23 protein-coding genes and 1 tRNA gene are annotated in these 21,290 nt (G+C 68.8%); 17 read left to right on the top strand and 7 right to left on the bottom strand.

Annotated elements, in window-relative coordinates; translation table 11 throughout:
• Positions 1–8 precede the first annotated feature (8 nt).
• Positions 9–398, top strand: coding sequence for an antibiotic biosynthesis monooxygenase family protein (locus tag ACW172_RS06785; protein WP_492034415.1), 390 nt, complete (start codon positions 9–11; stop codon positions 396–398).
• Here the strand turns inward: ACW172_RS06785 and ACW172_RS06780 are convergent.
• Positions 391–1,395, bottom strand: a complete 1,005-nt coding sequence (locus tag ACW172_RS06780; protein ID WP_492034414.1) for an adenosine kinase — start codon at positions 1,393–1,395, stop codon at positions 391–393. The genes ACW172_RS06785 and ACW172_RS06780 overlap by 8 nt on opposite strands.
• Before the next feature lie 111 nt (positions 1,396–1,506).
• Between ACW172_RS06780 and ACW172_RS06775 the strand changes: the two genes are divergently transcribed.
• Positions 1,507–2,379: an ATP-grasp domain-containing protein gene (locus ACW172_RS06775; RefSeq protein WP_492034413.1), complete on the top strand. Its 873-nt coding sequence runs from the start codon at positions 1,507–1,509 to the stop codon at positions 2,377–2,379.
• Here the strand turns inward: ACW172_RS06775 and nth are convergent.
• Both nth and ACW172_RS06765 read right to left on the bottom strand, forming a co-directional pair.
• Entirely contained in the window at positions 2,376–3,062 is a 687-nt protein-coding gene (gene nth / locus ACW172_RS06770) for an endonuclease III (RefSeq protein WP_492034412.1), read from the bottom strand. The two genes, ACW172_RS06775 and nth, sit on opposite strands and share 4 nt — an antisense overlap.
• A gap of 223 nt (positions 3,063–3,285) precedes the next feature.
• The gene (locus ACW172_RS06765) at positions 3,286–4,605 is read right to left on the bottom strand and encodes a flavin monoamine oxidase family protein (RefSeq protein ID WP_492034411.1); all 1,320 of its coding nucleotides are present in this window, start codon (positions 4,603–4,605) and stop codon (positions 3,286–3,288) included.
• 134 nt (positions 4,606–4,739) lie between these two features.
• On the opposite strand from ACW172_RS06765, the gene ACW172_RS06760 reads away from it, so the two are divergent.
• The 3 genes from ACW172_RS06760 (at position 4,740) to ACW172_RS06750 (ending at position 6,245) form a co-directional block, all read left to right on the top strand.
• Positions 4,740–5,489, top strand: coding sequence for a creatininase family protein (locus ACW172_RS06760; protein WP_492034410.1), 750 nt, complete (start codon positions 4,740–4,742; stop codon positions 5,487–5,489).
• Between the two features lie 27 nt (positions 5,490–5,516).
• Positions 5,517–6,026: a phasin family protein gene (locus tag ACW172_RS06755; RefSeq protein WP_492034409.1), complete on the top strand. Its 510-nt coding sequence runs from the start codon at positions 5,517–5,519 to the stop codon at positions 6,024–6,026.
• A gap of 78 nt (positions 6,027–6,104) precedes the next feature.
• The gene (locus ACW172_RS06750; protein ID WP_492034408.1) at positions 6,105–6,245 is read left to right on the top strand and encodes a hypothetical protein; all 141 of its coding nucleotides are present in this window, start codon (positions 6,105–6,107) and stop codon (positions 6,243–6,245) included.
• A gap of 3 nt (positions 6,246–6,248) precedes the next feature.
• On the opposite strand, the gene ACW172_RS06745 is transcribed toward ACW172_RS06750, so the two are convergent.
• Genes ACW172_RS06745 through tsaD form a run of 3 tightly spaced genes read right to left on the bottom strand, consistent with a single transcriptional unit; the run spans position 6,249 to position 8,782 of the window.
• Positions 6,249–6,635 (bottom strand): Rieske (2Fe-2S) protein, encoded by a 387-nt coding sequence (locus ACW172_RS06745; RefSeq protein ID WP_492034407.1) that lies wholly within the window; start codon positions 6,633–6,635, stop codon positions 6,249–6,251.
• Entirely contained in the window at positions 6,632–7,630 is a 999-nt protein-coding gene (locus ACW172_RS06740) for an NAD(P)H-dependent glycerol-3-phosphate dehydrogenase (protein ID WP_492034406.1), read from the bottom strand. The genes ACW172_RS06745 and ACW172_RS06740 overlap by 4 nt, the downstream gene beginning before the upstream one ends.
• Positions 7,631–7,639: 9 nt before the next feature.
• The gene (gene tsaD / locus ACW172_RS06735; RefSeq protein WP_492034951.1) at positions 7,640–8,782 is read right to left on the bottom strand and encodes a tRNA (adenosine(37)-N6)-threonylcarbamoyltransferase complex transferase subunit TsaD; all 1,143 of its coding nucleotides are present in this window, start codon (positions 8,780–8,782) and stop codon (positions 7,640–7,642) included.
• 40 nt (positions 8,783–8,822) lie between these two features.
• Between tsaD and hemC the strand changes: the two genes are divergently transcribed.
• The 3 genes from hemC (at position 8,823) to ACW172_RS06720 (ending at position 10,615) form a co-directional block, all read left to right on the top strand.
• Positions 8,823–9,791 (top strand): hydroxymethylbilane synthase, encoded by a 969-nt coding sequence (hemC, locus tag ACW172_RS06730; protein ID WP_492034405.1) that lies wholly within the window; start codon positions 8,823–8,825, stop codon positions 9,789–9,791.
• A complete protein-coding gene (locus ACW172_RS06725) occupies positions 9,788–10,495 on the top strand; it encodes a uroporphyrinogen-III synthase (protein WP_492034404.1) in 708 nt (235 codons plus the stop codon). Before hemC ends, ACW172_RS06725 begins: the two co-directional genes overlap by 4 nt.
• A gap of 44 nt (positions 10,496–10,539) precedes the next feature.
• Positions 10,540–10,615 (top strand) — tRNA-Thr (locus ACW172_RS06720).
• A gap of 35 nt (positions 10,616–10,650) precedes the next feature.
• Here the strand turns inward: ACW172_RS06720 and ACW172_RS06715 are convergent.
• Positions 10,651–10,785 (bottom strand): hypothetical protein, encoded by a 135-nt coding sequence (locus ACW172_RS06715; RefSeq protein ID WP_492034403.1) that lies wholly within the window; start codon positions 10,783–10,785, stop codon positions 10,651–10,653.
• A gap of 451 nt (positions 10,786–11,236) precedes the next feature.
• Between ACW172_RS06715 and ACW172_RS06710 the strand changes: the two genes are divergently transcribed.
• The 9 genes from ACW172_RS06710 (at position 11,237) to infB (ending at position 21,241) form a co-directional block, all read left to right on the top strand.
• Entirely contained in the window at positions 11,237–11,731 is a 495-nt protein-coding gene (locus ACW172_RS06710; protein ID WP_492034402.1) for a helix-turn-helix domain-containing protein, read from the top strand.
• Between the two features lie 6 nt (positions 11,732–11,737).
• Entirely contained in the window at positions 11,738–12,190 is a 453-nt protein-coding gene (locus tag ACW172_RS06705) for a hypothetical protein (RefSeq protein WP_492034401.1), read from the top strand.
• A gap of 70 nt (positions 12,191–12,260) precedes the next feature.
• The gene (gene metK, locus ACW172_RS06700; RefSeq protein WP_492034400.1) at positions 12,261–13,454 is read left to right on the top strand and encodes a methionine adenosyltransferase; all 1,194 of its coding nucleotides are present in this window, start codon (positions 12,261–12,263) and stop codon (positions 13,452–13,454) included.
• A 125-nt stretch (positions 13,455–13,579) separates the two neighbouring features.
• Entirely contained in the window at positions 13,580–14,305 is a 726-nt protein-coding gene (gene trmB, locus ACW172_RS06695; RefSeq protein WP_492034399.1) for a tRNA (guanosine(46)-N7)-methyltransferase TrmB, read from the top strand.
• Between the two features lie 48 nt (positions 14,306–14,353).
• A complete protein-coding gene (locus ACW172_RS06690) occupies positions 14,354–14,848 on the top strand; it encodes a DUF1993 domain-containing protein (RefSeq protein ID WP_492034398.1) in 495 nt (164 codons plus the stop codon).
• 157 nt (positions 14,849–15,005) lie between these two features.
• Positions 15,006–15,617: a ribosome maturation factor RimP gene (gene rimP / locus ACW172_RS06685; protein ID WP_492034397.1), complete on the top strand. Its 612-nt coding sequence runs from the start codon at positions 15,006–15,008 to the stop codon at positions 15,615–15,617.
• Positions 15,617–17,365, top strand: coding sequence for a transcription termination factor NusA (gene nusA / locus ACW172_RS06680; protein WP_492034396.1), 1,749 nt, complete (start codon positions 15,617–15,619; stop codon positions 17,363–17,365). The genes rimP and nusA overlap by 1 nt, the downstream gene beginning before the upstream one ends.
• A gap of 18 nt (positions 17,366–17,383) precedes the next feature.
• Positions 17,384–18,061, top strand: coding sequence for an RNA-binding protein (locus ACW172_RS06675; RefSeq protein ID WP_492034395.1), 678 nt, complete (start codon positions 17,384–17,386; stop codon positions 18,059–18,061).
• A 132-nt stretch (positions 18,062–18,193) separates the two neighbouring features.
• Entirely contained in the window at positions 18,194–21,241 is a 3,048-nt protein-coding gene (infB, locus tag ACW172_RS06670) for a translation initiation factor IF-2 (RefSeq protein ID WP_492034394.1), read from the top strand.
• Positions 21,242–21,290 lie beyond the last annotated feature (49 nt).

Genomic DNA, 21,290 nt, shown 5'->3' with positions numbered 1-21,290 from the left:
GACGCCTCATGGTCCGCATCGTCGAGGGGGAAGCCCCGGTCGTCCTGATCAACACCTTCCGGGTGAGACCGGATCGGGCCGACGCCCTGCTCGATCTGTTGCAACAGGCGACGGACAGGGTGATGCGTCATCAGGCGGGCTTCGTCTCGGCCAGCCTCCATCGCGGCCCGCGCGGCGACCGGGTCGTCAACTACGCCCAGTGGCGCAGTCTCGAAGACTATGAGGCGATGCAGGCCAACCCGGAGGCGCGCAAATCCATGAAGGCCTGCGCCAGACTGGCCGAGGAGGTCGATCTCCAGATCTATGCGGTGGCCTCGGTGCATGAGGCGCTGGAGCCCGACCGGTCGCGCGCTCTGCGGGGCGACGACTTCCCGGCGACGCTGAGAAATCTCAGCTGAGGGTCAGGCCCTTTTCGGCCGCCAGCGCGTCCAGCTTGACCATCGGACGCGGTCCCCAGTGGGCGATGACCTCCGAGGCGGCCAGCGAGCCCAGCTTGCCGGCGTCGGCCAGCGACAGGCCGCGCGCCAGACCCAGCAGGAAGCCGGCGGCGTACTGGTCGCCTGCGCCGGTGGTGTCGACAACCTTGTCGACCGGGAAGGCGGCGACGGCGACGCGCTCCTCGCCCTTGATGATCACCGAACCGTCGGCGCCGCGGGTGACGGCTGCGACCTCGACCAGACCGGCCAGTTTCGTGGCGGCGGCGTCGAAATCTTCGGTTTCGAACAGGGCGCCCAGTTCGCCTTCATTGGCCAGAACGATGTCGGCGGAGGCTGCGATGAAGCTCAGCAGTTCGGCGCGCCAGCGGGCGACGACGAAGGTGTCCGAAAGCGTGATGGCGACCTTGCGGCCGGCCTTGTGGGCGGCGGCGGCGGCGGCCTCGAAGGCGGCGCGGGCCGGGGCCGGGTCGAACAGATAGCCTTCCAGGTAAACGATGGCGCTGTCGGCGATCAGGGCCTCGTCGATATCGGCGGCGAACAGCTGGTTGGCGGCGCCCAGGAAGGTGCACATGGTGCGCTGGCCGTCGGCCGTGACGTTGATCAGGCAGCGGCCGGTGCCGGCGCCGTCTTCCAGAGGTGCGGTGTCGAAATGCACGCCCGAGGCGCGGATGTCGTGGGTGAAGACGCCGCCGAGCGTATCGGGCGCGACCTTGCCGATATAGGCCGCCTTGCCGCCGAACGAGCCGACGCCGGCGACCGTGTTGCCCGCCGAACCGCCCGAGGCCTCCACGCCCGCCGCCATGGCGTCGTACAGGGCCGCGCTCTGGTCCTCGTCGACCAGTTGCATCGAGCCGGGCGTCAGGGACTGTGCGACCAGGAAGGCGTCGTCACAGGGGCTCAGCACGTCGACGATGGCGTTTCCGACGGCGCAAACATCATAGGTGGCGTTTTGGGTCATGATCGCCCCTTAGCCGACCCGGCGAAGGGTGTCATGCGAAACATATAAGGACATGCTTATGCGTTTCTTCGGAGGAGCGGCTCGGCTATAGGCGGCGCCCTAGGAGCTCACATGACCACCATCGCCATCCTGACCCCCGATCCCGCCGATTCCTCCTATCGCGGCCAATGGCCCCAGGTGCTGGCGCGCCTGGAAGGCGCCCTGGCCGGGGCCGGAATCGTCGCCGTGCCCGAAAGCTGGGTCGATCATATTGAAGAGGCCGGCGCCCTGACGCGGTTCCCCCTGGTCCTGCCGGTGCTCCTCTGGGGCTATCACCGCGACCACGCCCGGTTCCTGCAGGCGGTGAAGACCTGGACGGCGGCAGGCGTGCCCCTGGCTAATCCGGCCTCGGTGCTGGGCTGGAACTCCGACAAATCCTATCTGGCCCGGCTCGAGGCGAAAGGCGTGCCGATTCCGCCCACGCGCTTCACGGACAAGGTGACCGAGGCCGATGTCGAGGCGGCGTTCGAAGCCTTCGGCGCCGAGGAACTGGTGATCAAGCCGACCGTCTCGGGCGGGGCGTGGAAGACCCTGCGGCTCAAGCGCGGCGAGGCCCTGATCGATGCGCCTGACGGCGCCGCGATGATCCAGCCCTATCTGCCCGCCATAGCCAGCGAGGGTGAAACCAGCCTGCTCTTCTTCGGCGGCCGGTTCAGCCATGCGGTCAACAAGACCCCCGTGCCCGGCGAATTCCGCATCCAGGTGCAGTTCGGCGGGACCTATGTCTCCGTCGAGCCCCCGGCCGAGGCGATGGCGCTGGCGCAGCAGGTGCGGGCCGCCATTGACGAGCCGCTGCTGTATGCCCGCATCGACATGACCCGCGATCAGGCGGGCCGCTGGGTCCTGATGGAGGCCGAGCTGATCGAGCCCGACTTCTATCTGAAGAACGATCCGCGAGCGGGGGCGGGCTTCGCCGAGGCGGTCAGGGCGCGGCTGGAGGCCTAACGCGCCTCGCCCAAGGCGACCAGACCGGCCCGCGAGGGGCAGAGGTCCGAGATGATGCAGCCGGGGCAGTTGGGCTTTCGCGCCGTGCAGGTGTAGCGGCCGTGCAGGATCAGCCAGTGGTGGGCCTTCGGCAGGAAGGCCTCGGGCACGACGCGGAACAGCTGGGCCTCGACCTTGTCGGGCGTGGCCGCATTGGCCAGACCGAGGCGGTGGGAGACGCGAAACACGTGGGTATCGACCGCGATGGCGGCCTCGATGCCCAGTTCGTTCAGAACCACGCTGGCCGTCTTTCGCCCGACCCCCGGCAGGGCCTGAAGGGCCTCGCGGGTCAGGGGGACGGCGCCGTCGTGCTGCTCCATGACGATCCGGCTCAGGGCGATGACGTTCTTCGCCTTGCCGCGATAGAGGCCGATCGAGGCGATGTAGGGGACCAGTCCCTCTTCGCCCAAAGCCAGCATCTTCGCCGGGGTGTCGGCGACCGCGAACAGCCGATCAGTGGCCTTGTTGACCGAGACGTCGGTCGCCTGGGCCGACAGGGCGACGGCGACCACCAGCGTATAGGGACTGGAGAAGTTCAGCTCGGTCTTCGGCTCGGGCATGACCCGGGCCAGACGCTCAAAGATTTGATCGACCCGGTCCTCGTCCGGCGGCCAGGCCAGGGTCGGGATGGCCGCCCCGGTCATGATGGACGGGCGTTTGGGGGCGGGGGCCGGTTTGCCTCTCGGCTTCGCCTTCGCCGCTGATTTCACCGCCTTCGCCAAACCCAAAACTCCGTCATCCTCGGGCTCGTCCCGAGGACCCATCTTTCAGCATCCGGACCGTGTGAGTTCGACACCCGACCTTGTCCGTCCCTGTCCTGACCGTGTCCGCCATGGGTCCTCGGGACAAGCCCGAGGATGACGGAAATTATTGCTCTTCCCGCGGCTCCGACAGCCAGCGGTCGACGCCCAGCGCGGCCATGGCCTGAAGCGCGGCGCGTTCGCCCTCCATCCAGGCGCCGTGGCAGGTACCGAAGAAGTGCGGGGCCGTGGCCTCGCCGGCGATGAACAGCCGGCTCTCGGCGGGATGTCTCAGACGGGCGCGGTCGCCCGCATGGCCGGGCAGGGCGTGGGAATAGGCGCCGCGCGACCAGGTCTCGGCGCCCCACATGGAGGTGGTCAGGGGCGTCAGCCGCCGTTTGAAGTCCGACCCCAGATGATCGACCAGCTCGCTGACGGCGAAGTCGAAGAAGGCCCCCTCGCCCTCGGCCTCCAGCCCCCAGGCCAGGTCGCCGCCGAAATAGGCCTCGATCACCGGCCGGCCGAACGGGCGCAGATGGTAGGCGGCGGTCTGGGCCGTATCGCTGCGGCCCCAGAGCTGGCCGTCCTTGGGGAAGTCCTCCGGCGTCTCGACCGCCATATGGACCTTGGACGCCAGACCCAGGGGCAGGCCCGCCGCCGCCTCGACCGTCTCGGGCAGGGGCGGATCGAAACGGAGGGCTTCCGAGGCGATCAGGTTGGTCGGGACCGTCAGGATGACGGTCTTCGCCAGCACCGCCCCGCGCAGGGTCTCGACCTTCATCAGCGGTCCGGTCCGGTCGATCTTCCCGACCGGGCAGTCGAGCACGATCGGCACAGGCCGGCCGAGGGTCGAGATCAGGGTCCCGTAGCCCTCCAGCACCCGATAGTTCACCCCCGTGTCGCGATAGGCGACGTAGTCGGCGGTGGAGACGTCGGCGAACCTGGCGCCGTTCAGGGCGCCGGACAGGGCGTCCATCCGGCCGTTCCAGCGGCCTTCGGCGGTGTCGGCGGGGGCGAAGAAGTCGGCGCCGGGCCGGTCCTCGCCGCGCGCCACGGCCTCCTCGATCCGGGCGTCCAGGGCGTCGAAGGCGGCGCGATAGGCAGCGCGTTCGTCCACCGACATGCCGAAGGCGGCCTGGCTCCAGGGCGGCGGGGTCTCGTCGACGGTCAGGCCGTTCTGGCGGGTCAGGGCGACCAGAGGGTTCTCATCGGCCGAATGCAGCCAGCCGCAGCCCATGTCGAGCGGCAGGTCGAGGCTGCCGCCGCGATGCTGCGTCAGGCGCCGATGCACGGTGTGGGCCCGGCCACCGATCCGGTCGCGCGCCTCCAGCACGATGACGGAAACGCCCGCCGCCCCCAGCCGCCGCGCCGCCGCGATCCCCGACGATCCCGCGCCGATCACGGCGACGTCGACTTCCGCGGGCAGGGGCGTGGACGAGTGAGGCATGGCTGAACAACGGCGTAGAGGAGGCTTCGGCCTTCGCCAACCGCCGATGCGGAGAAATCGTCGCGCCGGAGGCCCCCGAACCGTCCGGGGTCTGATACAAGGCCCGCACCTCAAGTCGCGTCGGAGCTCCCGCCATGCTGATCCACCTGTCCTCCTGGCCCGAAATCGATGCGCAGCTGAAGAAGACCAAGACGGTGGTCGTGCCCATCGGCTCCAACGAACAGCACGGCCCGACCGGGCTTCTGGGCACCGACTGGCTCTGCCCCGAGATCATCGCCCATGCGGCCGAGAAGACCGATGACAGCCTGGTCGTCGCCCCGACCTTCAACATCGGCATGGCCCAGCACCATCTGGCCTTCGCGGGCACCATCTCCCTGCGCCCCTCGACCTTCATGGCCGCGATCACCGACTGGGTGTCGTCGCTGAGCCGCCACGGCTTCGAGCGGATCTATTTCCTCAACGGCCACGGCGGAAACGTCGCGACGATCGAGGCGACCTTCTCCGAGATCTACGCCGAATGGTCGTTCGTCGAGGAGCATCCGCCGATGGTGCTCAAGCTCAGGAACTGGTGGGACCTGCCCGGCGTGATGGGGCTGTGCAACTCCCTGTTTCCAACCGGCCACGGCATGCACGCCACCCCGTCCGAGATCGCCGTCACCCAGGCCGCCTATCCGGACCGGATCAAGACGGCCGACTATTCGCCGAAGATCGCGCCCAGCGGCCCGATCCGCGACGCCCTGGACTACCGCGCCCGCTTCCCCGACGGCCGCATCGGTTCGGACCCGGCCCAGGCCAGCCCCGAGAAGGGTCAGCGGATCATCGATCTTGCCATTCCCGCGCTTCTTAAGGACGTGTCAGAGTTTTCCAACGAAACCTTGCCGTAAAGGCCGGCCGGGCGCACGACTGAGATCATGACCGAAAACCTGCTCGACAAATTCCTGACCGACAGCAAGCGGGCGGCGCGCAATGCCCGCTCGGCGGCGACGACGGCCGTGGCGGGCGGGGAGATGATGAAGGCCGCGGGCGACGTCATCGTGGCCCGGCTGGAGATCCTTGCCGCCGGGATGGCTGATCCGACGCGAGCCGACCTCAACGAAATCGCCCTGATGGGCACGGAAAAGACCGAGGCCCTGTCGGAGGCCGCCGCCTCACTCAGCAAGAACCTCGGCGACGTCGGCGGTCGGCTGTCGCAGTCGGCGATGGAAGAGCTGGGTCATGCGGGCAAGGCCGCGACCGCCCTGGCCGCCGCCGCCACCCCCCAGGCCTTCGCCGCCGCCCAGTATGACTACGCCATGGGCTGGTGGGGCCGGGCCGCGGGCCAGATGCTGACCCTGAACACCGAACTTCTGCGGGCCCAGGCCGAGGCGCTGAAGCCGATCCACGACACCGCCCTGGCCAATGCGCGGCGCCTGAGGAAGTAGCCCTCCGGACTTCACCCGAGGGGGGAACGCGGCCGGCGACCCAACGTTGTCGAGTCTCCTCCAGACAGGATGACGACCATGGCTGATCCGAAAAATACCGATCCGCACCCCGGCATGATGGGCGACGGCACCGAGGAACAGAACCTCGGCCAGCCGGGCGATCCGTCCAAGCGCATCACTGAAGACGAGGTCGACGAGGCCTTCGGCGACGAAGACTAGCCTTCAGGCCGTCCTCAGGATCCCGCCCTCGACCTTGACCGGCCAGGGCGACAGCTTGCCGCCCGCGCACGGCCCGCCGACGCATTTGCCGCTGATCGGCTCGAACACCGCTCCGTGCCAGCCGCACAGGATCAGGCTCCCGTCCGGGGTCAGATAGCGATCGAGTTCGACCGCGATCGGGAAACCTGCGTGGGGGCAACGGTCGATCCAGCCCGCGACCTCGCCGCCCTTGCGGACCACGAAGCCGTGGAAGAAGGCCTCGCCGATCTGCAGGACGTAGCCCCGCGAGCCGGGCTCGGCGATGTCGTCGATCAGGCCGAGGGTGACGTTCGGCGGGGTCGTCCAGACGCGCTTGCGCTCGGTCGGCGCCTCACTGGCGGCTTCGCTCAATTGCGCTCGACCTTGAGCGGGCGCGACAGAAGTCCGTCGATGACGACGTCGACCGTGGTCTCTCCGGCCAAGACGGCGGCGACGGCTTCGCAGATCGGGGTCTCGACGCCCAGCTTGCGGGCCAGATCGCGCACGGCGGGCGCGCTCTCATAGCCCTCGGCGACCGAGCGTTTGCCGGCCAGCGCCTGTTCGACCGTCTGGCCCTGACCGAGGGCGAGGCCCAGGCTCATATTGCGCGACTGCGGGCTGGAGCAGGTCAGGACGAGGTCGCCGAGACCGCACAGGCCCGCCACCGTCTCCGCCTCGCCGCCCAGGGCCACGGCCAGCCGCGTCATCTCGGCGAAGCCTCGCGTGATCAGGGCCGCATGGGCCGAGCGGCCCAGACCCCGGCCCTCGACGATGCCACAGGCGATGGCCAGGACGTTCTTCAGGGCCCCGCCGGCCTCGGCGCCGATCAGATCGGTGGCCAGATAGGGCCGGAAGCCGGGCGCCGACAGGGTCCACATCAGCTCTTCGCCCAAGGCTGCATCGGCGCAGGCGAGGGTGACGGCGGTCGGCAGGCCGCGCGACACGTCGGCGGCGAAACTGGGGCCCGACAGGACCGCGACCGTCGCGCCCGGGATCGATTCGGCAAGAACCTCGGTCATCAGCTTCAACGAGCCGCGTTCGATGCCCTTGGAGCAGAGGACGATGGGTACGCCCGGGCGATAGTGGGCGGCGAACGCCGTCATCACCGAGCGCAGGTGCTGGGCCGGGGGCACGGCCAGGATCATGTCGCAGGCGGCCAGATCGGCGATGTCAGGCGTGACCTTGACGTGGTCGTCCAGCACCACCTCAGGCAGGAAGGCCTCATTGATGCGGCGCTCGCGGATGCTCTCGACCACCTCGGGCTCGCGCGCCTGCAGCAGGGTGTCCAGCCCCGCCCAGCCTGTCACCTGCGCCAGGGCGGTGCCCCAGGCGCCGGCGCCGATCACGCCCGCAGATCGAAATTCCATTCGCTACCCTTACGCCTTCGCGCCCTTGCGGCCCGCGGGATGGACAGGATCGGCCAAGGCGCGCGCTTCGTCCAGCGGCCAACGCGGCCGGGCGGCTGTATCAATGTCCGAGGTCAGCCCCAGTTGCAGCCGCTCGGCCCCCGCAAGCGCGATCATCGCGGCATTGTCGGTGCAATAGGCCATCGGCGGCGCGAGGAAGGAAAAGCCGTGCTTCGCCGCCACGGATTCAAGCGTTGAACGCACCGTCCTGTTCGCCGCGACCCCGCCCGCGACGACAAAGAGCCGGTGTGCGTGCTTCTCGGCGTAATCCTTCATGGCCCGCTCGGACCGCTCGGCCAGCTGGCGGGCGATGGCGGACTGGACGGCATCGGCCAGATCGGCGCGGTCCTGATCGGTCTCCACGGTCTGGGCCAGACGCGAGGCGGCGGTCTTCAGACCCGAGAAGGAGAAGTCGCAGTCCTTGCGGCCCAGAAGGGCGCGCGGCAGGTCGAAGCGGGAGCCGTCGCCGCTCGCCGCCAGCTTCTCCAGCGCCGGACCGCCCGGATAGCCCAGACCCATGGCCTTGGCGATCTTGTCGAAGGCCTCGCCGGCGGCGTCATCGATCGTGGTGCCCAGCCGGCTCATGTCGCCGATGCCGCGCACCTCCAGCAGCTGGCAATGGCCGCCGGAGACCAGAAGCAGCAGGAAGGGATAGGCCACGGGCGCGCCCAGCCGGGCCGAGACCGCATGGCCTTCCAGATGGTTGACCCCCACGAAGGGCAGGCCGCGCGCCAGGGCCGCCGCCTTGCCGAAGCTCAGGCCCACCATGACCCCGCCGACCAGACCGGGCCCGGCGGTGGCCGCGACGCCGTCCAGCTCGCCATAGCCCAGACCGGCCTCGGTCATGGCCCGCTCGGTCACGCCCGCGATCATCTCGACATGGCTGCGCGCCGCGATCTCGGGTACGACCCCGCCGAAGGCCGCATGGTCGTCGATCTGGGAATGGACGACCGAGGACAGGACCGTCGCCGTCCCGTCGGCCGTCAGCCGCACGACCGACGCCGCGGTTTCGTCGCAACTGGTCTCCAGCCCGAGAACGAGGAGATCCCCCTTGGGCAATTGGCCCTCGGTTGCCGGGTGGTTCCCGCTGCTATAGTCCGCGCCGATACTCATCGGGTCGAGGTAGCGACCCCACAAGGCCCGCGCAACGTTCATGTCCCCTGTCATTCGGATCGGCACCCGGCGCTCGAAGCTGGCTCTGGCCCAATCGGGCATGATGCAGCGCGCCATCGCCGCCGCCATGGACCTGACGCTGGAGCAGGTTCCTCTGGTCGAGATCGTCACCACGGGCGACCGGGTCCAGGACCGACGCCTGCTCGAGATCGGCGGCAAGGCCCTGTTCACCAAGGAGATCGAGGAGGCCCTGCTGGACGGCCGCGTTGATGTGGCCATCCATTCGATGAAGGACGTCCCGGCCGAACAGCCGAAGGGCCTGCGCATCGCCGCCATCCCCGTGCGGGAGGACGCCTCGGACGCCTTCATCAGCCATCAGTACGCCTCGTTCGACGACCTGCCCACGGGCGCCCGCTTCGGCACGGCCTCGCTCAGGCGTCAGGCCCAGGCGCTGGCCCTACGGCCCGATCTCGACATCCAGATGCTGCGCGGCAATGTCGACACCCGGCTGAAGCGGCTGGCCGACGGCGAGTTCGACGCCATCCTTCTGGCCACGGCCGGGCTGAACCGGCTGGGCTTGTCGGACGTCATCCGCGAGCGGCTGTCGCTGGACAAATTCCTGCCGGCGCCGGGGCAGGGGGCCCTGGCCATCCAGACCCGCGACGGGGACGAGGAGGCCAAAAAACACGCCCGCTGGATCGCCGCCCTCAACCATCCGATGACCGCCCTGGCCGTCGCCGCCGAGCGCGGGGCTATGGTCGCGCTGGAGGGGTCCTGCCGCACGGCGGTCGGGGCCCATGCGACCTTTGGCGACGGCCATCTGCTGCTGACCACCGAAATGCTCAGCCCCGACGGCTCAGCCCGCTGGCGTCGGTCCGGGACGCTCGGCGACATCCACGCTGTCGATGCCGAGGCCGCCGCTCACGCTCTGGGCCAGACTCTGGGCCATGAGGTTCATGTCGCGGCCGGTGATCAGGAAGTCGCGCCGGGATCGCTGGACCTCGCGTGAGCGTCTCCAGACCCACCGTCTGGATCACCCGCACGGCCCCCGGCGCCGACCGTCTCGCCGATCGCGTCCGCGCGGCGGGGTTCGCGGCCGTGGTCTCGCCCCTGCTGACGCGCGATCCCGATTTCCGCGCGCCGGAGGTCCCGCTGGACGACGTCGCCGCCCTCGCCTTCACCAGCGTCAACGGCCTCGCCTTCGCCCGCCTGACTCCACGCCGGGATTGGCCCGTCTTCGCCGTCGGCGACCGCACGGCCGAGGCGGCGCGCCGCGCGGGCTTCACGGATGTCGTCTCCGCCGCGACATCGACGGGGGGCGACGCGGCGGCCCTCGCCGAACGGATCGCGGCGGACTGGGGCGATCGCAGGGGCGTTCTTCTCGTCCCGGGCGCCGAGCAACCGGCGGTGGATCTGGCGGGGCTGCTGGTCGGACGGGTCCTGGTGCGAGCTTTCACCGTCTACCGCACCGTCGAGACCGCGGCGCCCGTCCCCGCAACCTTCGACATCGTTCTGATCCAGTCCGCCCGCGCGGCCGAGGTTCTGGCGCGTGGCCTCATCCAGGAGGCCGCCGCGAAAAGCATCGCCGTGGCCTTGTCCTCCGCCGTGGCGGCTCCGATCGCGGCCTGCGGCTTCGCCGAGGTGCGCATCGCCGCCCGCCCCGATGAAAACAGCCTCATGGAAGCGCTTGGCAAGGCGCCGCGTCCCGTATAAAGAGCCCTCCTCGCGTCGCGGGGCCCCGGCCCCGATCGCCGAGGGCCGCTTTAGCTCAGCCGGTAGAGCACATCATTCGTAATGATGGGGTCAGGTGTTCGAGTCACCTAAGCGGCACCACTCCCTCTCCAGACGCACCACGATTTCCATCGCGCTTAGCTGAGCGGGATACGGCCGGGCTGGCGGCGGCGGTTCTTCAGATAGCCGCGCTTCTCGATTCCCTCGCGAATGAACAGGCCGATCACCGCCAGGACGGCGAGGGCGACGAGGAGGCAGGCGGCGATCAGCATGGGCGGGTCCGTTTGCGGTCGGGGTATTGGATCGGCGTGGGACAAACGCCCGCCGAATACCGTGAAGGTTGCAAGGCCCGGACCACCCAAGGCGCCGAAGGCGTCGTCCGGACGAGGTCCCCATCGCGCTTGTTGTGAGGCGGCATCGGTCCGGCGACGTCTTTTTGATGAGGCTCACACCTCGCGTCGCACCCTCGAGCGGCGATCCGTCACGGATGGGATGGCCCGGCGTTCCAGCGCCGGGCCATCGCCCGACAGACCGCCCCCCGATACCTCTCAGGTGTAACCCAAGCCCGCGCCAGGCGCCGTTCGGACGCCACAGCGTCCCAGTTTTCGGATAGGCGTTAGGCATAGGCTTGAAACGGCGCGTTTTCTGCCCGATGAACCGCGCTCAGATGGTGGACGACCAAGGGGCAAACGCTCTAGTTGAGACGATCCCCTGGAGTCGTTGATGCATCCTCGTTTGAGTGCGCGTCAGGAGCAGTGTCTGCGCCTAACCGCCTTCCGCACTGACAAGGAGATCGCGGCCCATCTCGGGATTTCCGAGGCGACGGTGAAGAAGCACGTCCATGAGGCGTGTCAGCGGTTGGGGGTCAATCGGCGTAAGGCGGCGCTCGCCCTCCTGGACCCTGTCGTACCAGAGACCGTCGCGGAAGCGGGTGTGGACGGCGCCATGGATGATCCGAAACGGCCCATGGAGGCCGCCGCCGTCCTGCCGGAACCTCCGGCGACGAGGCCTCCGGAAACGGCGGCGGGTGACGGCGCGCGTCTCGGCTATCGGCAACCGCCGCAGGGGCCGTTTCTGCGCATTCTGCTGATCGTCGGCCTGACCGTCATCCTGGCCGCCTTCGTGGCCACGACGGTGGTGATGCTGGGGCAGATGCACGAGGCCGTCGGCAAGATCGACGCCAAGGTCTATCCCGGCGTGGCCAAGAAGCGGTCCTGACCGGCCGTGCCGCCCACCCAGCTCTTCTTCCTCGTCTCCACCGTGGTGATCCTGCCGATCGCCTGGCTGAGAGGCGGCCATCCGGAGCGGATGACGGCCGCCATCCTGCTGTTCAACTATCTGGCGGGCCTGGTCCTTCAGTTCGGCCGGGTGGGAGAGTTCATGTTCGGCCTGGCCGCGGCCGATGTGATCCTGCTCGGGGTGCTGGGCTGGCTGACCCTCAGGTTCGACCGCTGGTGGCTGTTCCTGGCCCCGGCGGCGCAAGGGTTGGTGGTTCTGGCCTATGTCGCCGTCCTGACCAGCTCGGAGATCACCGCGCGCGAAAATATTGTGGCCCAGTGGGTCTTTGGTCTGATCACCCTCTATGCCTTGCTGGGCGGCGTCTTCGAGCGTTGGCTGGCGGGAGAACGGGCGGCGGCTCCGCCCCTCTCGGACCGCCCCGCCCGCCCGCGGCCTTGAACATATAAGCATATCTTTATATGTCTGGCGCCAACTGTGCGCCCCAGAGTGCGCCGCCGGAGCCAGTCCCTTGTCCCGTTCTTCCTTCTACTTCACCTCCGAAAGCGTCTCCGAGGGCCACCCCGACAAGGTCGCGGACCGGATTTCGGACACCGTCGTCGATCTGTTCCTGTCTAAAGACCCCTATGCCCGCGTCGCCTGCGAGACCCTGACCACGACCAATCTGGTGGTCCTGGCCGGAGAAATCCGTGGCGAGGGCATCATGGATGTGTCCGGAAACTGGGCGCCGGGCATCAAGGAAGAGATCGAGGCCGCCGTGCGCGCCGCGGTCAAGGACATCGGCTATGATCAGGAAGGCTTCAGCTGGAAGACCTTCGAGTTCCAGAACCATCTCCACCCCCAGTCCGCTGACATCGCCGTCGGTGTCGACGCAGCGGGCAACAAGGACGAAGGCGCGGGCGACCAGGGCATCATGTTCGGCTATGCCTCGAACGAGACGCCCGAGCTGATGCCGGCGACCCTGCAGTACAGCCACAACATCCTGAAGAAGCTGGCCGAGGTCCGCCACGCCGGCGACACGCGGCTGGAGCCCGACGCCAAGAGCCAGGTCACCATCCTGTATGAGGACGGCAAGCCGGTTCGCGCGACCTCGATCGTGCTCTCGACCCAGCACGCCCCGGGCCTGTCGTCGGCCGACGTCGCCGACATCGTGAAGCCCTACATCCTCGAAGTGCTGCCGGAAGGCTTCACCGATGAGAACACCGTCTGGCACATCAACCCGACCGGGGTGTTCGAGATCGGCGGCCCGGACGGCGACGCCGGCGTGACCGGCCGCAAGATCATCGTCGACACCTATGGCGGCGCGGCGCCCCACGGCGGCGGCGCCTTCTCGGGCAAGGATCCGACCAAGGTCGACCGCTCGGCCGCCTATGCCTGCCGCTACCTGGCCAAGAACGTGGTCGCCGCCGGCCTCGCCGACCGTTGCACCATCCAGATCTCCTACGCCATCGGCGTCGCCGAGCCTCAGTCGATCCACGTCGACCTGCACCACACCGGCAAGATCGACGAGAGCGTTCTGGAAGAGAACATCCTGGGCCTTATCGGCGGCGCCACCCCGCGCGCTATCCGCGAGCACCTGGGCCTGAACAAGCCGATCTACGCCCGCACCACGGCCTATGGCCATTTCGGGCGCGAACCCGACGCCGAAGGCGGCTTCAGCTGGGAGAAGACCGACCTGGTCGATCAACTCAAGGCCCTCGCCTGATACGCGCCTGATCCTTCGCGGTCCTGATTTCGCCGGTCGTTCCGAAAGGGGCGGCCGGCGTTTTCACGCCTCCATTCTTTTGGCCGGCGGCTTCTTTCCGTCGTCATCACCCGCTAGAGGGCGCCATGCCCGCCTCCAAGACCCCCGATCCCAATGCTCCCGCCGATACGAGCGGCCATCGTCCGATGCGGACTTTCGGCCGGATCAAGTCGCGCCCGATCAAGCCGCTGCAGGCGGCCCTGTTCGACACCCTGATGCCGTCCATCGCCGTGCCGGACCCCAAGGCCGGGCCGGTCGATCCGGCCGCGATGATGCCGGAGGCGAAGGCCGTCTGGCTTGAGATCGGCTTCGGCGGCGGCGAGCATCTGGCCGGACAGGCGGCGCGCAATCCCGAGGCCCTGCTGATCGGCTGCGAGCCCTTTTTGAACGGCGTCGCCTCGGCCCTGCGTCATGTGGATGAGGGCGGGCTGAAGAACGTGCGTCTGTATGCCGACGACGCCCGGGCGGTGGTCGAGGCCCTGCCCGAGGCCGCGCTGGACCGGGTGATGATCCTGTTCCCCGACCCCTGGCACAAGGTGCGCCACAACAAGCGCCGGCTGGTCCAGGACGACTTCGTCGCCGCCCTCGTGCGGGTGCTCAAGCCCGGCGGGCGGCTGCGTTTCGTCACGGACTGGAAGGACTATGCCGAGTGGGCGCTGGAGCGGTTCCAGCGCAATCCGCAGCTGCTCTGGCTGGCCGAAAGCGCCGAGGACTGGACGACCGCCCCGGCCGACCATATGGTGACCCGCTACGAGGAAAAGAAACTGGGCGATACGGCGCCGCTGTTCCTTGAATTCGAACGGACCGCCTAACAGATACCGGGCGTCCGAAAGCGGACAGGAAACACCCGGGAAATTCTCATGGCCTTCGGTCTCTACGACGCCTCCGCGCCGGTCTTCGTGCGCGCCCTGACCAATCTGTCCGCCCTGATGGACAAGGCCCTGTCGCAGGGCTTCGACGAGGCGAAGCTGATCGAGGCGCGTCTCGCGCCCGACATGCGGCCCTTCTCCAGCCAGATCCAGCTGGCCTCGGATTCGGCCAAGGGCGCGGTGGCCCGGCTGAGCGGGACCGAGAACCCGTCGATGGCCGATACGGAAACCAGCTTCGCCGAGCTGAAGGGCCGGATCGACGCCACCATCGCCTTCATCAAATCCGTGGACGCCTCCGCCTTCGAGGGCGGCGAGGACCGCGACGTTGTCCTGAAATTCCCGGGCGGCGAACAGCATTTCAAGGGCGGCGCCTATCTGACCGGCTTCGCCCTGCCGAACTTCTTCTTCCATGTGGCGACCGCCTACGGGATCCTGCGCAACGCGGGCGTCGAGATCGGCAAGCGGGACTATCTCGGCAACGCCTGAATCACGGTCGTGACCGGAAGGGGCTGACAACCCCTTCCGGTTGGCCTATATGGCCTCCCACATCGTTAGACACCGGCGTCCGACGGCGCCGTTTCCAAGCGGCGGCCCGGACGGCCAGCCGCTTTTTCTTTGCCGTTTTATTGAGTTGATCCCCGCCTTGCGCGCCAAGACTGCCCAGGACCGCCAGCTGCTCGAACTGATCGACCCCATCGCGGAGTCGCTCGGCCTCGACATCGTGCGTGTGCGCCTGATGGGCGGCACCCTGCGTCAGCGGCTGCAGATCATGGCCGAGCGCCCGACCGACCACGACATCTCGGTCGAGGAATGCGCCCGTCTGAGCCGCGCGGTCTCGGAGGTGTTCGACGCCGCCGACCCCATCGCCGGCGAATATCTGCTGGAGGTCTCCTCGCCCGGCATCGACCGCCCCCTGACCCGCCTGATCGACTTCGACCTGTTCGAGGGCTTCGAGGCGCGGCTGGAGGCCGATCGGATGGTCGAGGGCCGCAAGCGCTTCAAGGGCGTTCTGGCGGGTCTGGACAAGGACGACACCGGCGCCGACATGGTCGCCATCGACCTGGACGGCGAGGACGACACCGCCCTGATCCCCTTCGACTGGGTGGTCGACGCCAAGCTGGTCATGAACGACGACCTGATCAAACGCGGCGCGTTGCTGAGAGCAGCGCGCGGCGAACCTGAAGACGACGGGCTCCCGGAAGCGGCGCCCGAAGACACTGACAACACCAAGACCCTTCCCGAGGACAAAGCCTGATGGCCGCCACCGGTATTTCCGCCAACCGTCTCGAACTGCTCCAGATCGCCAATGCGGTCGCCCAGGAGAAGAACATCGATCGGGAGATCGTCATCGAGGCCCTGGAAGAAGCGATCCAGAAGGGCGCCAAGTCGCGCTACGGCGCTCATCACGACATCCGCGCCAAGATCGACCCCAAGACCGGCGAACTGAGCCTGACCCGTCACGTCACCATCGTCGAGGACGACTGGCAGCCGGAAGACGAGTTGGAAGAGTTCAACGACAGCGCCATGGTGCGCCTGCGCGACGCCTCCAAGCGCGACCCCGAGGCCGAGGTCGGCAAGGAGTATGTCGAGACCCTGCCGCCGTTCGAATTCGGCCGCGTCCAGACCCAGATGGCCCGTCAGGTCATCACAGGAAAGGTCCGCGAGGCCGAGCGCGCCAACCAGTACGAAGAGTTCAAGGACCGCGTCGGCGAGATCGTCAACGGCACCGTCAAGCGCGTCGAATACGGCAACACCATCGTCGACCTGGGCCGTGGCGAAGGCATCATGCGCCGCGACCAGTCGATCCCGCGCGAGGTGTTCAACATCGGCGACCGGATCCGCACCTACATCTATGACGTCCGTCCCGAGGCCAAGGGCCCGCAGATCATGCTGAGCCGCGCCCACCCGGGCTTCATGGCCAAGCTGTTCGCCCAGGAAGTGCCGGAAGTGTACGACGGCGTCATCGAAATCCGCGCCGCCGCCCGCGACTCGGGCTCGCGCGCCAAGATGGCCGTGCTCTCGAACGACAGCTCCATCGACCCCGTCGGCGCCTGCGTCGGCATGCGCGGCTCGCGCGTCCAGGCGGTCGTCGCCGAGCTGCAGGGCGAAAAGATCGACATCATCCAGTGGAACGCCGACGAGCCGACCTTCATCGTCAACGCCCTGGCCCCCGCTGAAGTCTCCAAGGTCGTGCTCGACGAAGAAGCTGACCGCGTCGAGGTGGTCGTGCCCGACGAACAGCTGTCGCTGGCCATCGGCCGCCGCGGCCAGAACGTGCGCCTGGCCTCCCAGCTGACCGGCTGGCAGATCGACATCATCACTGAAAGCCAGGATTCCGAGCGCCGGCAGCGCGAGTTCGCAGAGCGCACCGCCCTGTTCCAGGAAGCCCTGGACGTGGACGAGGTCATCGCCCAGCTGCTGGTCACCGAGGGCTTCGCGAGCATCGAAGACCTGGCCTTCGTGGAATCCTATGAAGTCGCCGAGATCGAAGGCTTCGACGAGGACACCGCCGAGGAGCTGCAGGCCCGCGCCCGCGACTTCCTGGACCGCAAGGCCGCCGAGCTGGACGCCAAACGCATCGAGCTGGGCGTTCTGGACGAGGTCCTGGCCGTTCCGGGAGTCACCGGCGCCATCGCCGTCGCCCTGGGCGAAGGCGGGGTCAAGACCGTCGAGGATCTGGCCGACCTGGCCACCGACGAGATCCGCGGCGGCTATGAGATGAAGAACGGCGAGCGGACCAAGGTCCCGGGCGTTCTGGAAGCCTTCAACCTGTCGCAGGAAGACGCCGAGATGCTGATCCTCCAGGCCCGCGTGGCCGCCGGCTGGATCGACGCCTCGGAACTGCCGCAGCCCGAGCCGGAATACGAGGAAGAGTACGCCGAGGGCGAATACGATCCCGAAGCCGTCTTCGCTCCGCAGTCCGAAGGCCTCGAAGAGGCTTCGCTCGAGAACGGCGACGCGGAGGTCTTCGCCGAAGACCTCGAATCCTCGCGCGACGCGTGATGGGACGCGGGGCCGATCATGAGCTTGCGGGACGCAACGACGGATAGGGAGCGCCGGGACCTCGTTACGCACGAGGTCATGGATGAATCTCGTCTGATCCGTTTCGTCGCCGGGCCTGACGGCTCCGTCTTCCCCGACCTGGGCAGGAAACTGCCCGGGCGCGGCCTGTGGGTCGCCGCCGACCGGGCCTCGGTCGAGCAGGCGGCGAAGAAGGGCCTGTTCTCTCGCGCGGCCAAGACGAAGCTGAATGCGGCGGCCGACCTGGCCGACACGGTCGAAAACCTGCTGGTTCGGCGTTGTCTGGACCAGCTGGGTCTTGCCCGGCGCGAAGGCGTGCTTATCTCCGGCTTCGAAAAGTCGGCTGCGAGCATCCGCGCCGGCAAGGCCGCGTGGGTCATCGAGGCGTCCGACGGCGCCTCTGACGGGCGCGGCAAGATCCTCGCCCTGGCGCGCCATCAGACCACCAAGGTCTGCGGCGCCTTCAGCGCGGACGATTTGGGTTTGGCCCTGGGGCTGGAAAATGCGATACACGCCGTCCTGCTGCAGGGCGGGCGCGCTGATCGCTGGACCACCGAGGTCGAACGACTGGCGGGATTTCGATCGCTTCGCCCTGCGACGTGGGACCTGGATGTCAGGTCCGGCGCCGCGGACGGGTCGGACGAGGACCTGAAGGACGAGCCTGAAGGGGCGGATTGACGGGCGGGGTTTGGCGTTCAAGGACGCCGGACTGCGCACGGCTATTCGCGTTTCCAGACTTGGCCCCGATCGGGGGCGACGAGACGATTTGAAGATCAGGCGGACTTCCCCGCCACGAGTAAAAGCGACCGGATGAGCGACGAGAACGACAAGACCAACGAAGGCCAGGGCAACGGAACGCCTGCAGGAACACCGTCGACGACGGGTCCGCGCGCGCCGCTGAGCCTGAAGCCGCGCGCCGCGGGATCGGTTTCGACCGGCACCGTGCGCCAGAGCTTCAGCCATGGCCGCACCAAGACGGTGGTCGTCGAGACCAAGCGCCGCCCGGGCGCGCCCGCAGGGGGGCATCAGCGGCCCCAGGGCTTCGACGTCGCGCGTCCGCGCCCCGAGACCTCGGCTCCGCAGCCCCAGGCTCCGCGTCCCGCAGCGCCGCGTCCGCAACCCGCCGGCGGCTCCCTGTCCAACGAGGAGCAGGAAGCCCGCCGCCGCGCCATCGAACTGGCCACCCAGGCCCAGGCCGACCGCGCCGCCGCCGCCGCCGCCGAACAGGCGCGACGTGACGCCGCCGCGCGCGAACAGGCCGCCGCCGCCGCCGCCGCCGCCAACGCCGCCCAGGCCGAGGCCGCCGCGGCCCGCGCCGCCGCCGAGGCCGCCCGCGCCGAGGCCGCCAAGCTGAGCGCCGCCGCTCCGACGCCTGCCGCGGCCAAGCCCGCCGCTCCGGCGCCCGCCGCGACCCCGGCCCCGGTCGCCGCGGCTCCGACGCCCGCGCCCGCTCCGACGCCTGCTCCCGCGCCGCGTCCGGCCCCGCCGGCCCGCCCGACGGTCAACTTCGGTCAACGCACGCCCAAGGCCCCGCCGGCCCGCGCGCCCATCGACCGTCCGGCCTTCGGCGCCCGTTCGGCGCGTGAAGAAGCCATGGGTGGCGGCGACAAGTCCTATGCCGACCGCCCGACCCCCTCGGCCCGCCCCGGCGGCGACCGCAACGAGCGGGGCGACCGTCCCGAGCGCAGCGGCGGCGCGCCCCGTCCGGCCGAACCGGTCCGCTATTCGGCCCTGACCCCGCGCCCCGCCCCCGGCGCCGCCCGTCCGGGCGGTCCGCGCACCGGCCCCGGCGGTCGTCCGACCCCGAACGCGCCCCCGGCCCAGGCCGAGGTCGCCCGTCCCAGCCGCGCCCCCGGAGTCGGCTTCGGCCGTCCCGCCCCGCGCGAGGACGACCGCGACAAGCGCTTCTCCGACGCCAACGCCGGCAAGGCCGTCAGCCGCACGCGCGGCGAGCCCAAGCGCCGCGAAGGCCGGCTGACCATTCAATCGGTCGCCGGCGACGGCGACACCGCCGAGCGGATGCGTTCGCTCGCCTCGGTGCGCCGCGCTCGCGAACGCGAGAAGGAAAAGCGCAAGGGCGGCTCGACCGATGCGCCGAACCGTCCGCGCGAGGTCGTCATCCCTGACGTCATCACCGTCGGCGATCTGGCCAACCGGATGGCCGTGCGCGGTGTCGACATCGTCAAATTCCTGATGCGTCAGGGTCTGATGATGAAGATCAACGACGTGATCGACACCGACACCGCCGAACTGGTCGCCGACGAATACGGCATGACGGTCAAGCGGGTCTCGGAATCCGACGTCGAGACGGGCTTCCTGTCCGACGCGGTGGACGATGACGCGACCACGCCGCGCGCGCCTGTCGTGGCCATCATGGGCCACGTCGACCACGGCAAGACCTCCCTGCTCGACGCCCTGCGCACCACCGACGTGGCGGCGGGCGAGGCCGGCGGCATCACCCAGCACATCGGCGCCTATCAGGTGCGGACGGCGAGCGGTCAGGCCGTCACCTTCCTCGACACCCCGGGCCACGCGGCGTTCAGCGCCATGCGGACCCGCGGCGCCAATGTCACCGATATCGTGGTGCTGGTGGTGGCCGCCGACGACGGCGTCATGCCGCAGACGATCGAGAGCATCCAGCACGCCAAGGCGGCCGGCGCCCCGATCATCGTGGCGGTCAACAAGATCGACAAGCCCGACGCCAACTCGCAGAAGGTCGTCAACGAACTCCTGCAGTATGAGGTCATCTCGGAAGCCCTCGGCGGCGACACCCAGATCGTCGAGGTCTCGGCCAAGGCCCGGACCAACCTCGACGGCCTGATCGACGCCATCCTGCTGCAGGCCGAGGTCATGGACCTCAAGGCCGATCCGGATCGTTCGGCTGAAGGCGTGGTCATCGAGGCCAAGCTGGACAAGGGCCGTGGCCCGGTCGCCACCGTCCTGGTCAAGCGCGGCACCCTGAAGCGCGGCGACATCGTCGTGGCCGGCTCCGCCTGGGGCAAGGTTCGCGCCCTGCTCGACGAGCGCAACGCCCAGCTGACCGAGGCCGGCCCGTCGGTTCCGGTCGAGATCCTGGGTCTGGACGAGGCGCCGTCGCCCGGCGAACCGCTCGCCGTGGTGGACTCCGAGGCCCGCGCCCGCGAGCTGACCGAGTACCGCGCCCGCGTGAAGCGCGAGAAGGCGACCGGCGGCAACCAGGTGTCTCTGGCCGACATGATGTCCAGGCTGGGCTCCAAGAAGATCTCGGAGCTTCCGGTCCTCATCAAGTCGGACGTTCAGGGCTCGAGCGAAGCCATTCAGGGCTCGCTGGAGAAGATGGGCAACGACGAGGTCCGCGCGCGTGTCGTCTATTCCGGCGCCGGCGGTATCACCGAAAGCGACGTCACCCTGGCCAAGTCGGCCGGGGCCCCGATCCTCGGCTTCAACGTCCGTGCGTCGAAACAGGCGCGCGACCTGGCCGATCGTGAGGGCGTCGAGATCCGCTACTACTCGATCATCTATGACCTGCTCGACGACATGAAGGGCGTGCTCTCGGGCATGCTGGCGCCGCTGCAACGGGAAACCTTCCTGGGCAACGCCGCCGTGCTTCAGGTCTTCGACATCTCCAAGACCGGCAAGATCGCCGGCTGCCGGGTGTCCGAAGGCGTGGTCCGCAAGGGCGCCAAGGTCCGGATCATCCGCGACGACGTCGTGGTTCTGGAACTGGGCACCCTGCAGACGCTCAAGCGCTTCAAGGACGAGGTCAACGAGGTCCCGTCGGGTCAGGAGTGCGGCATGCACTTCCAGGGCTTCCAGGACATCAAGGTCGGCGACTACATCGAGTGCTTCACCGTCGAAGAGATCAAGCGCAGCCTCTAGTAGGGGCGCTACCGCTCGCGACGCGGTCGCTCGCTGCTTGAGCGCGGCC

The sequence above is a fragment of the Brevundimonas sp. ALps5 genome, from assembly GCF_058681645.1.
Note: the sequence above shows the minus strand (reverse complement) of the source record. Positions and strands in the feature narration are given on the sequence as shown.

Excerpts from the sequence above, each read along its gene's own strand:
- ACW172_RS06710 (WP_492034402.1), top strand. The coding sequence starts at position 11,237 with ATGCATCCTCGTTTGAGTGCGCGTCAGGAGCAGTGTCTGCGCCTAACC.
- ACW172_RS06715 (WP_492034403.1), bottom strand. The coding sequence starts at position 10,785 with ATGCTGATCGCCGCCTGCCTCCTCGTCGCCCTCGCCGTCCTGGCGGTG.
- hemC (WP_492034405.1), top strand. The coding sequence starts at position 8,823 with ATGTCCCCTGTCATTCGGATCGGCACCCGGCGCTCGAAGCTGGCTCTG.
- nusA (WP_492034396.1), top strand. The coding sequence starts at position 15,617 with ATGGCCGCCACCGGTATTTCCGCCAACCGTCTCGAACTGCTCCAGATC.
- ACW172_RS06740 (WP_492034406.1), bottom strand. The coding sequence starts at position 7,630 with ATGGAATTTCGATCTGCGGGCGTGATCGGCGCCGGCGCCTGGGGCACC.
- trmB (WP_492034399.1), top strand. The coding sequence starts at position 13,580 with ATGCCCGCCTCCAAGACCCCCGATCCCAATGCTCCCGCCGATACGAGC.
- ACW172_RS06755 (WP_492034409.1), top strand. The coding sequence starts at position 5,517 with ATGACCGAAAACCTGCTCGACAAATTCCTGACCGACAGCAAGCGGGCG.
- nth (WP_492034412.1), bottom strand. The coding sequence starts at position 3,062 with ATGACCGGGGCGGCCATCCCGACCCTGGCCTGGCCGCCGGACGAGGAC.
- infB (WP_492034394.1), top strand. The coding sequence starts at position 18,194 with ATGAGCGACGAGAACGACAAGACCAACGAAGGCCAGGGCAACGGAACG.
- tsaD (WP_492034951.1), bottom strand. The coding sequence starts at position 8,782 with ATGAGTATCGGCGCGGACTATAGCAGCGGGAACCACCCGGCAACCGAG.
- ACW172_RS06765 (WP_492034411.1), bottom strand. The coding sequence starts at position 4,605 with ATGCCTCACTCGTCCACGCCCCTGCCCGCGGAAGTCGACGTCGCCGTG.
- ACW172_RS06780 (WP_492034414.1), bottom strand. The coding sequence starts at position 1,395 with ATGACCCAAAACGCCACCTATGATGTTTGCGCCGTCGGAAACGCCATC.
- ACW172_RS06690 (WP_492034398.1), top strand. The coding sequence starts at position 14,354 with ATGGCCTTCGGTCTCTACGACGCCTCCGCGCCGGTCTTCGTGCGCGCC.
- ACW172_RS06760 (WP_492034410.1), top strand. The coding sequence starts at position 4,740 with ATGCTGATCCACCTGTCCTCCTGGCCCGAAATCGATGCGCAGCTGAAG.
- ACW172_RS06750 (WP_492034408.1), top strand. The coding sequence starts at position 6,105 with ATGGCTGATCCGAAAAATACCGATCCGCACCCCGGCATGATGGGCGAC.
- ACW172_RS06785 (WP_492034415.1), top strand. The coding sequence starts at position 9 with ATGGTCCGCATCGTCGAGGGGGAAGCCCCGGTCGTCCTGATCAACACC.
- ACW172_RS06775 (WP_492034413.1), top strand. The coding sequence starts at position 1,507 with ATGACCACCATCGCCATCCTGACCCCCGATCCCGCCGATTCCTCCTAT.
- ACW172_RS06675 (WP_492034395.1), top strand. The coding sequence starts at position 17,384 with ATGAGCTTGCGGGACGCAACGACGGATAGGGAGCGCCGGGACCTCGTT.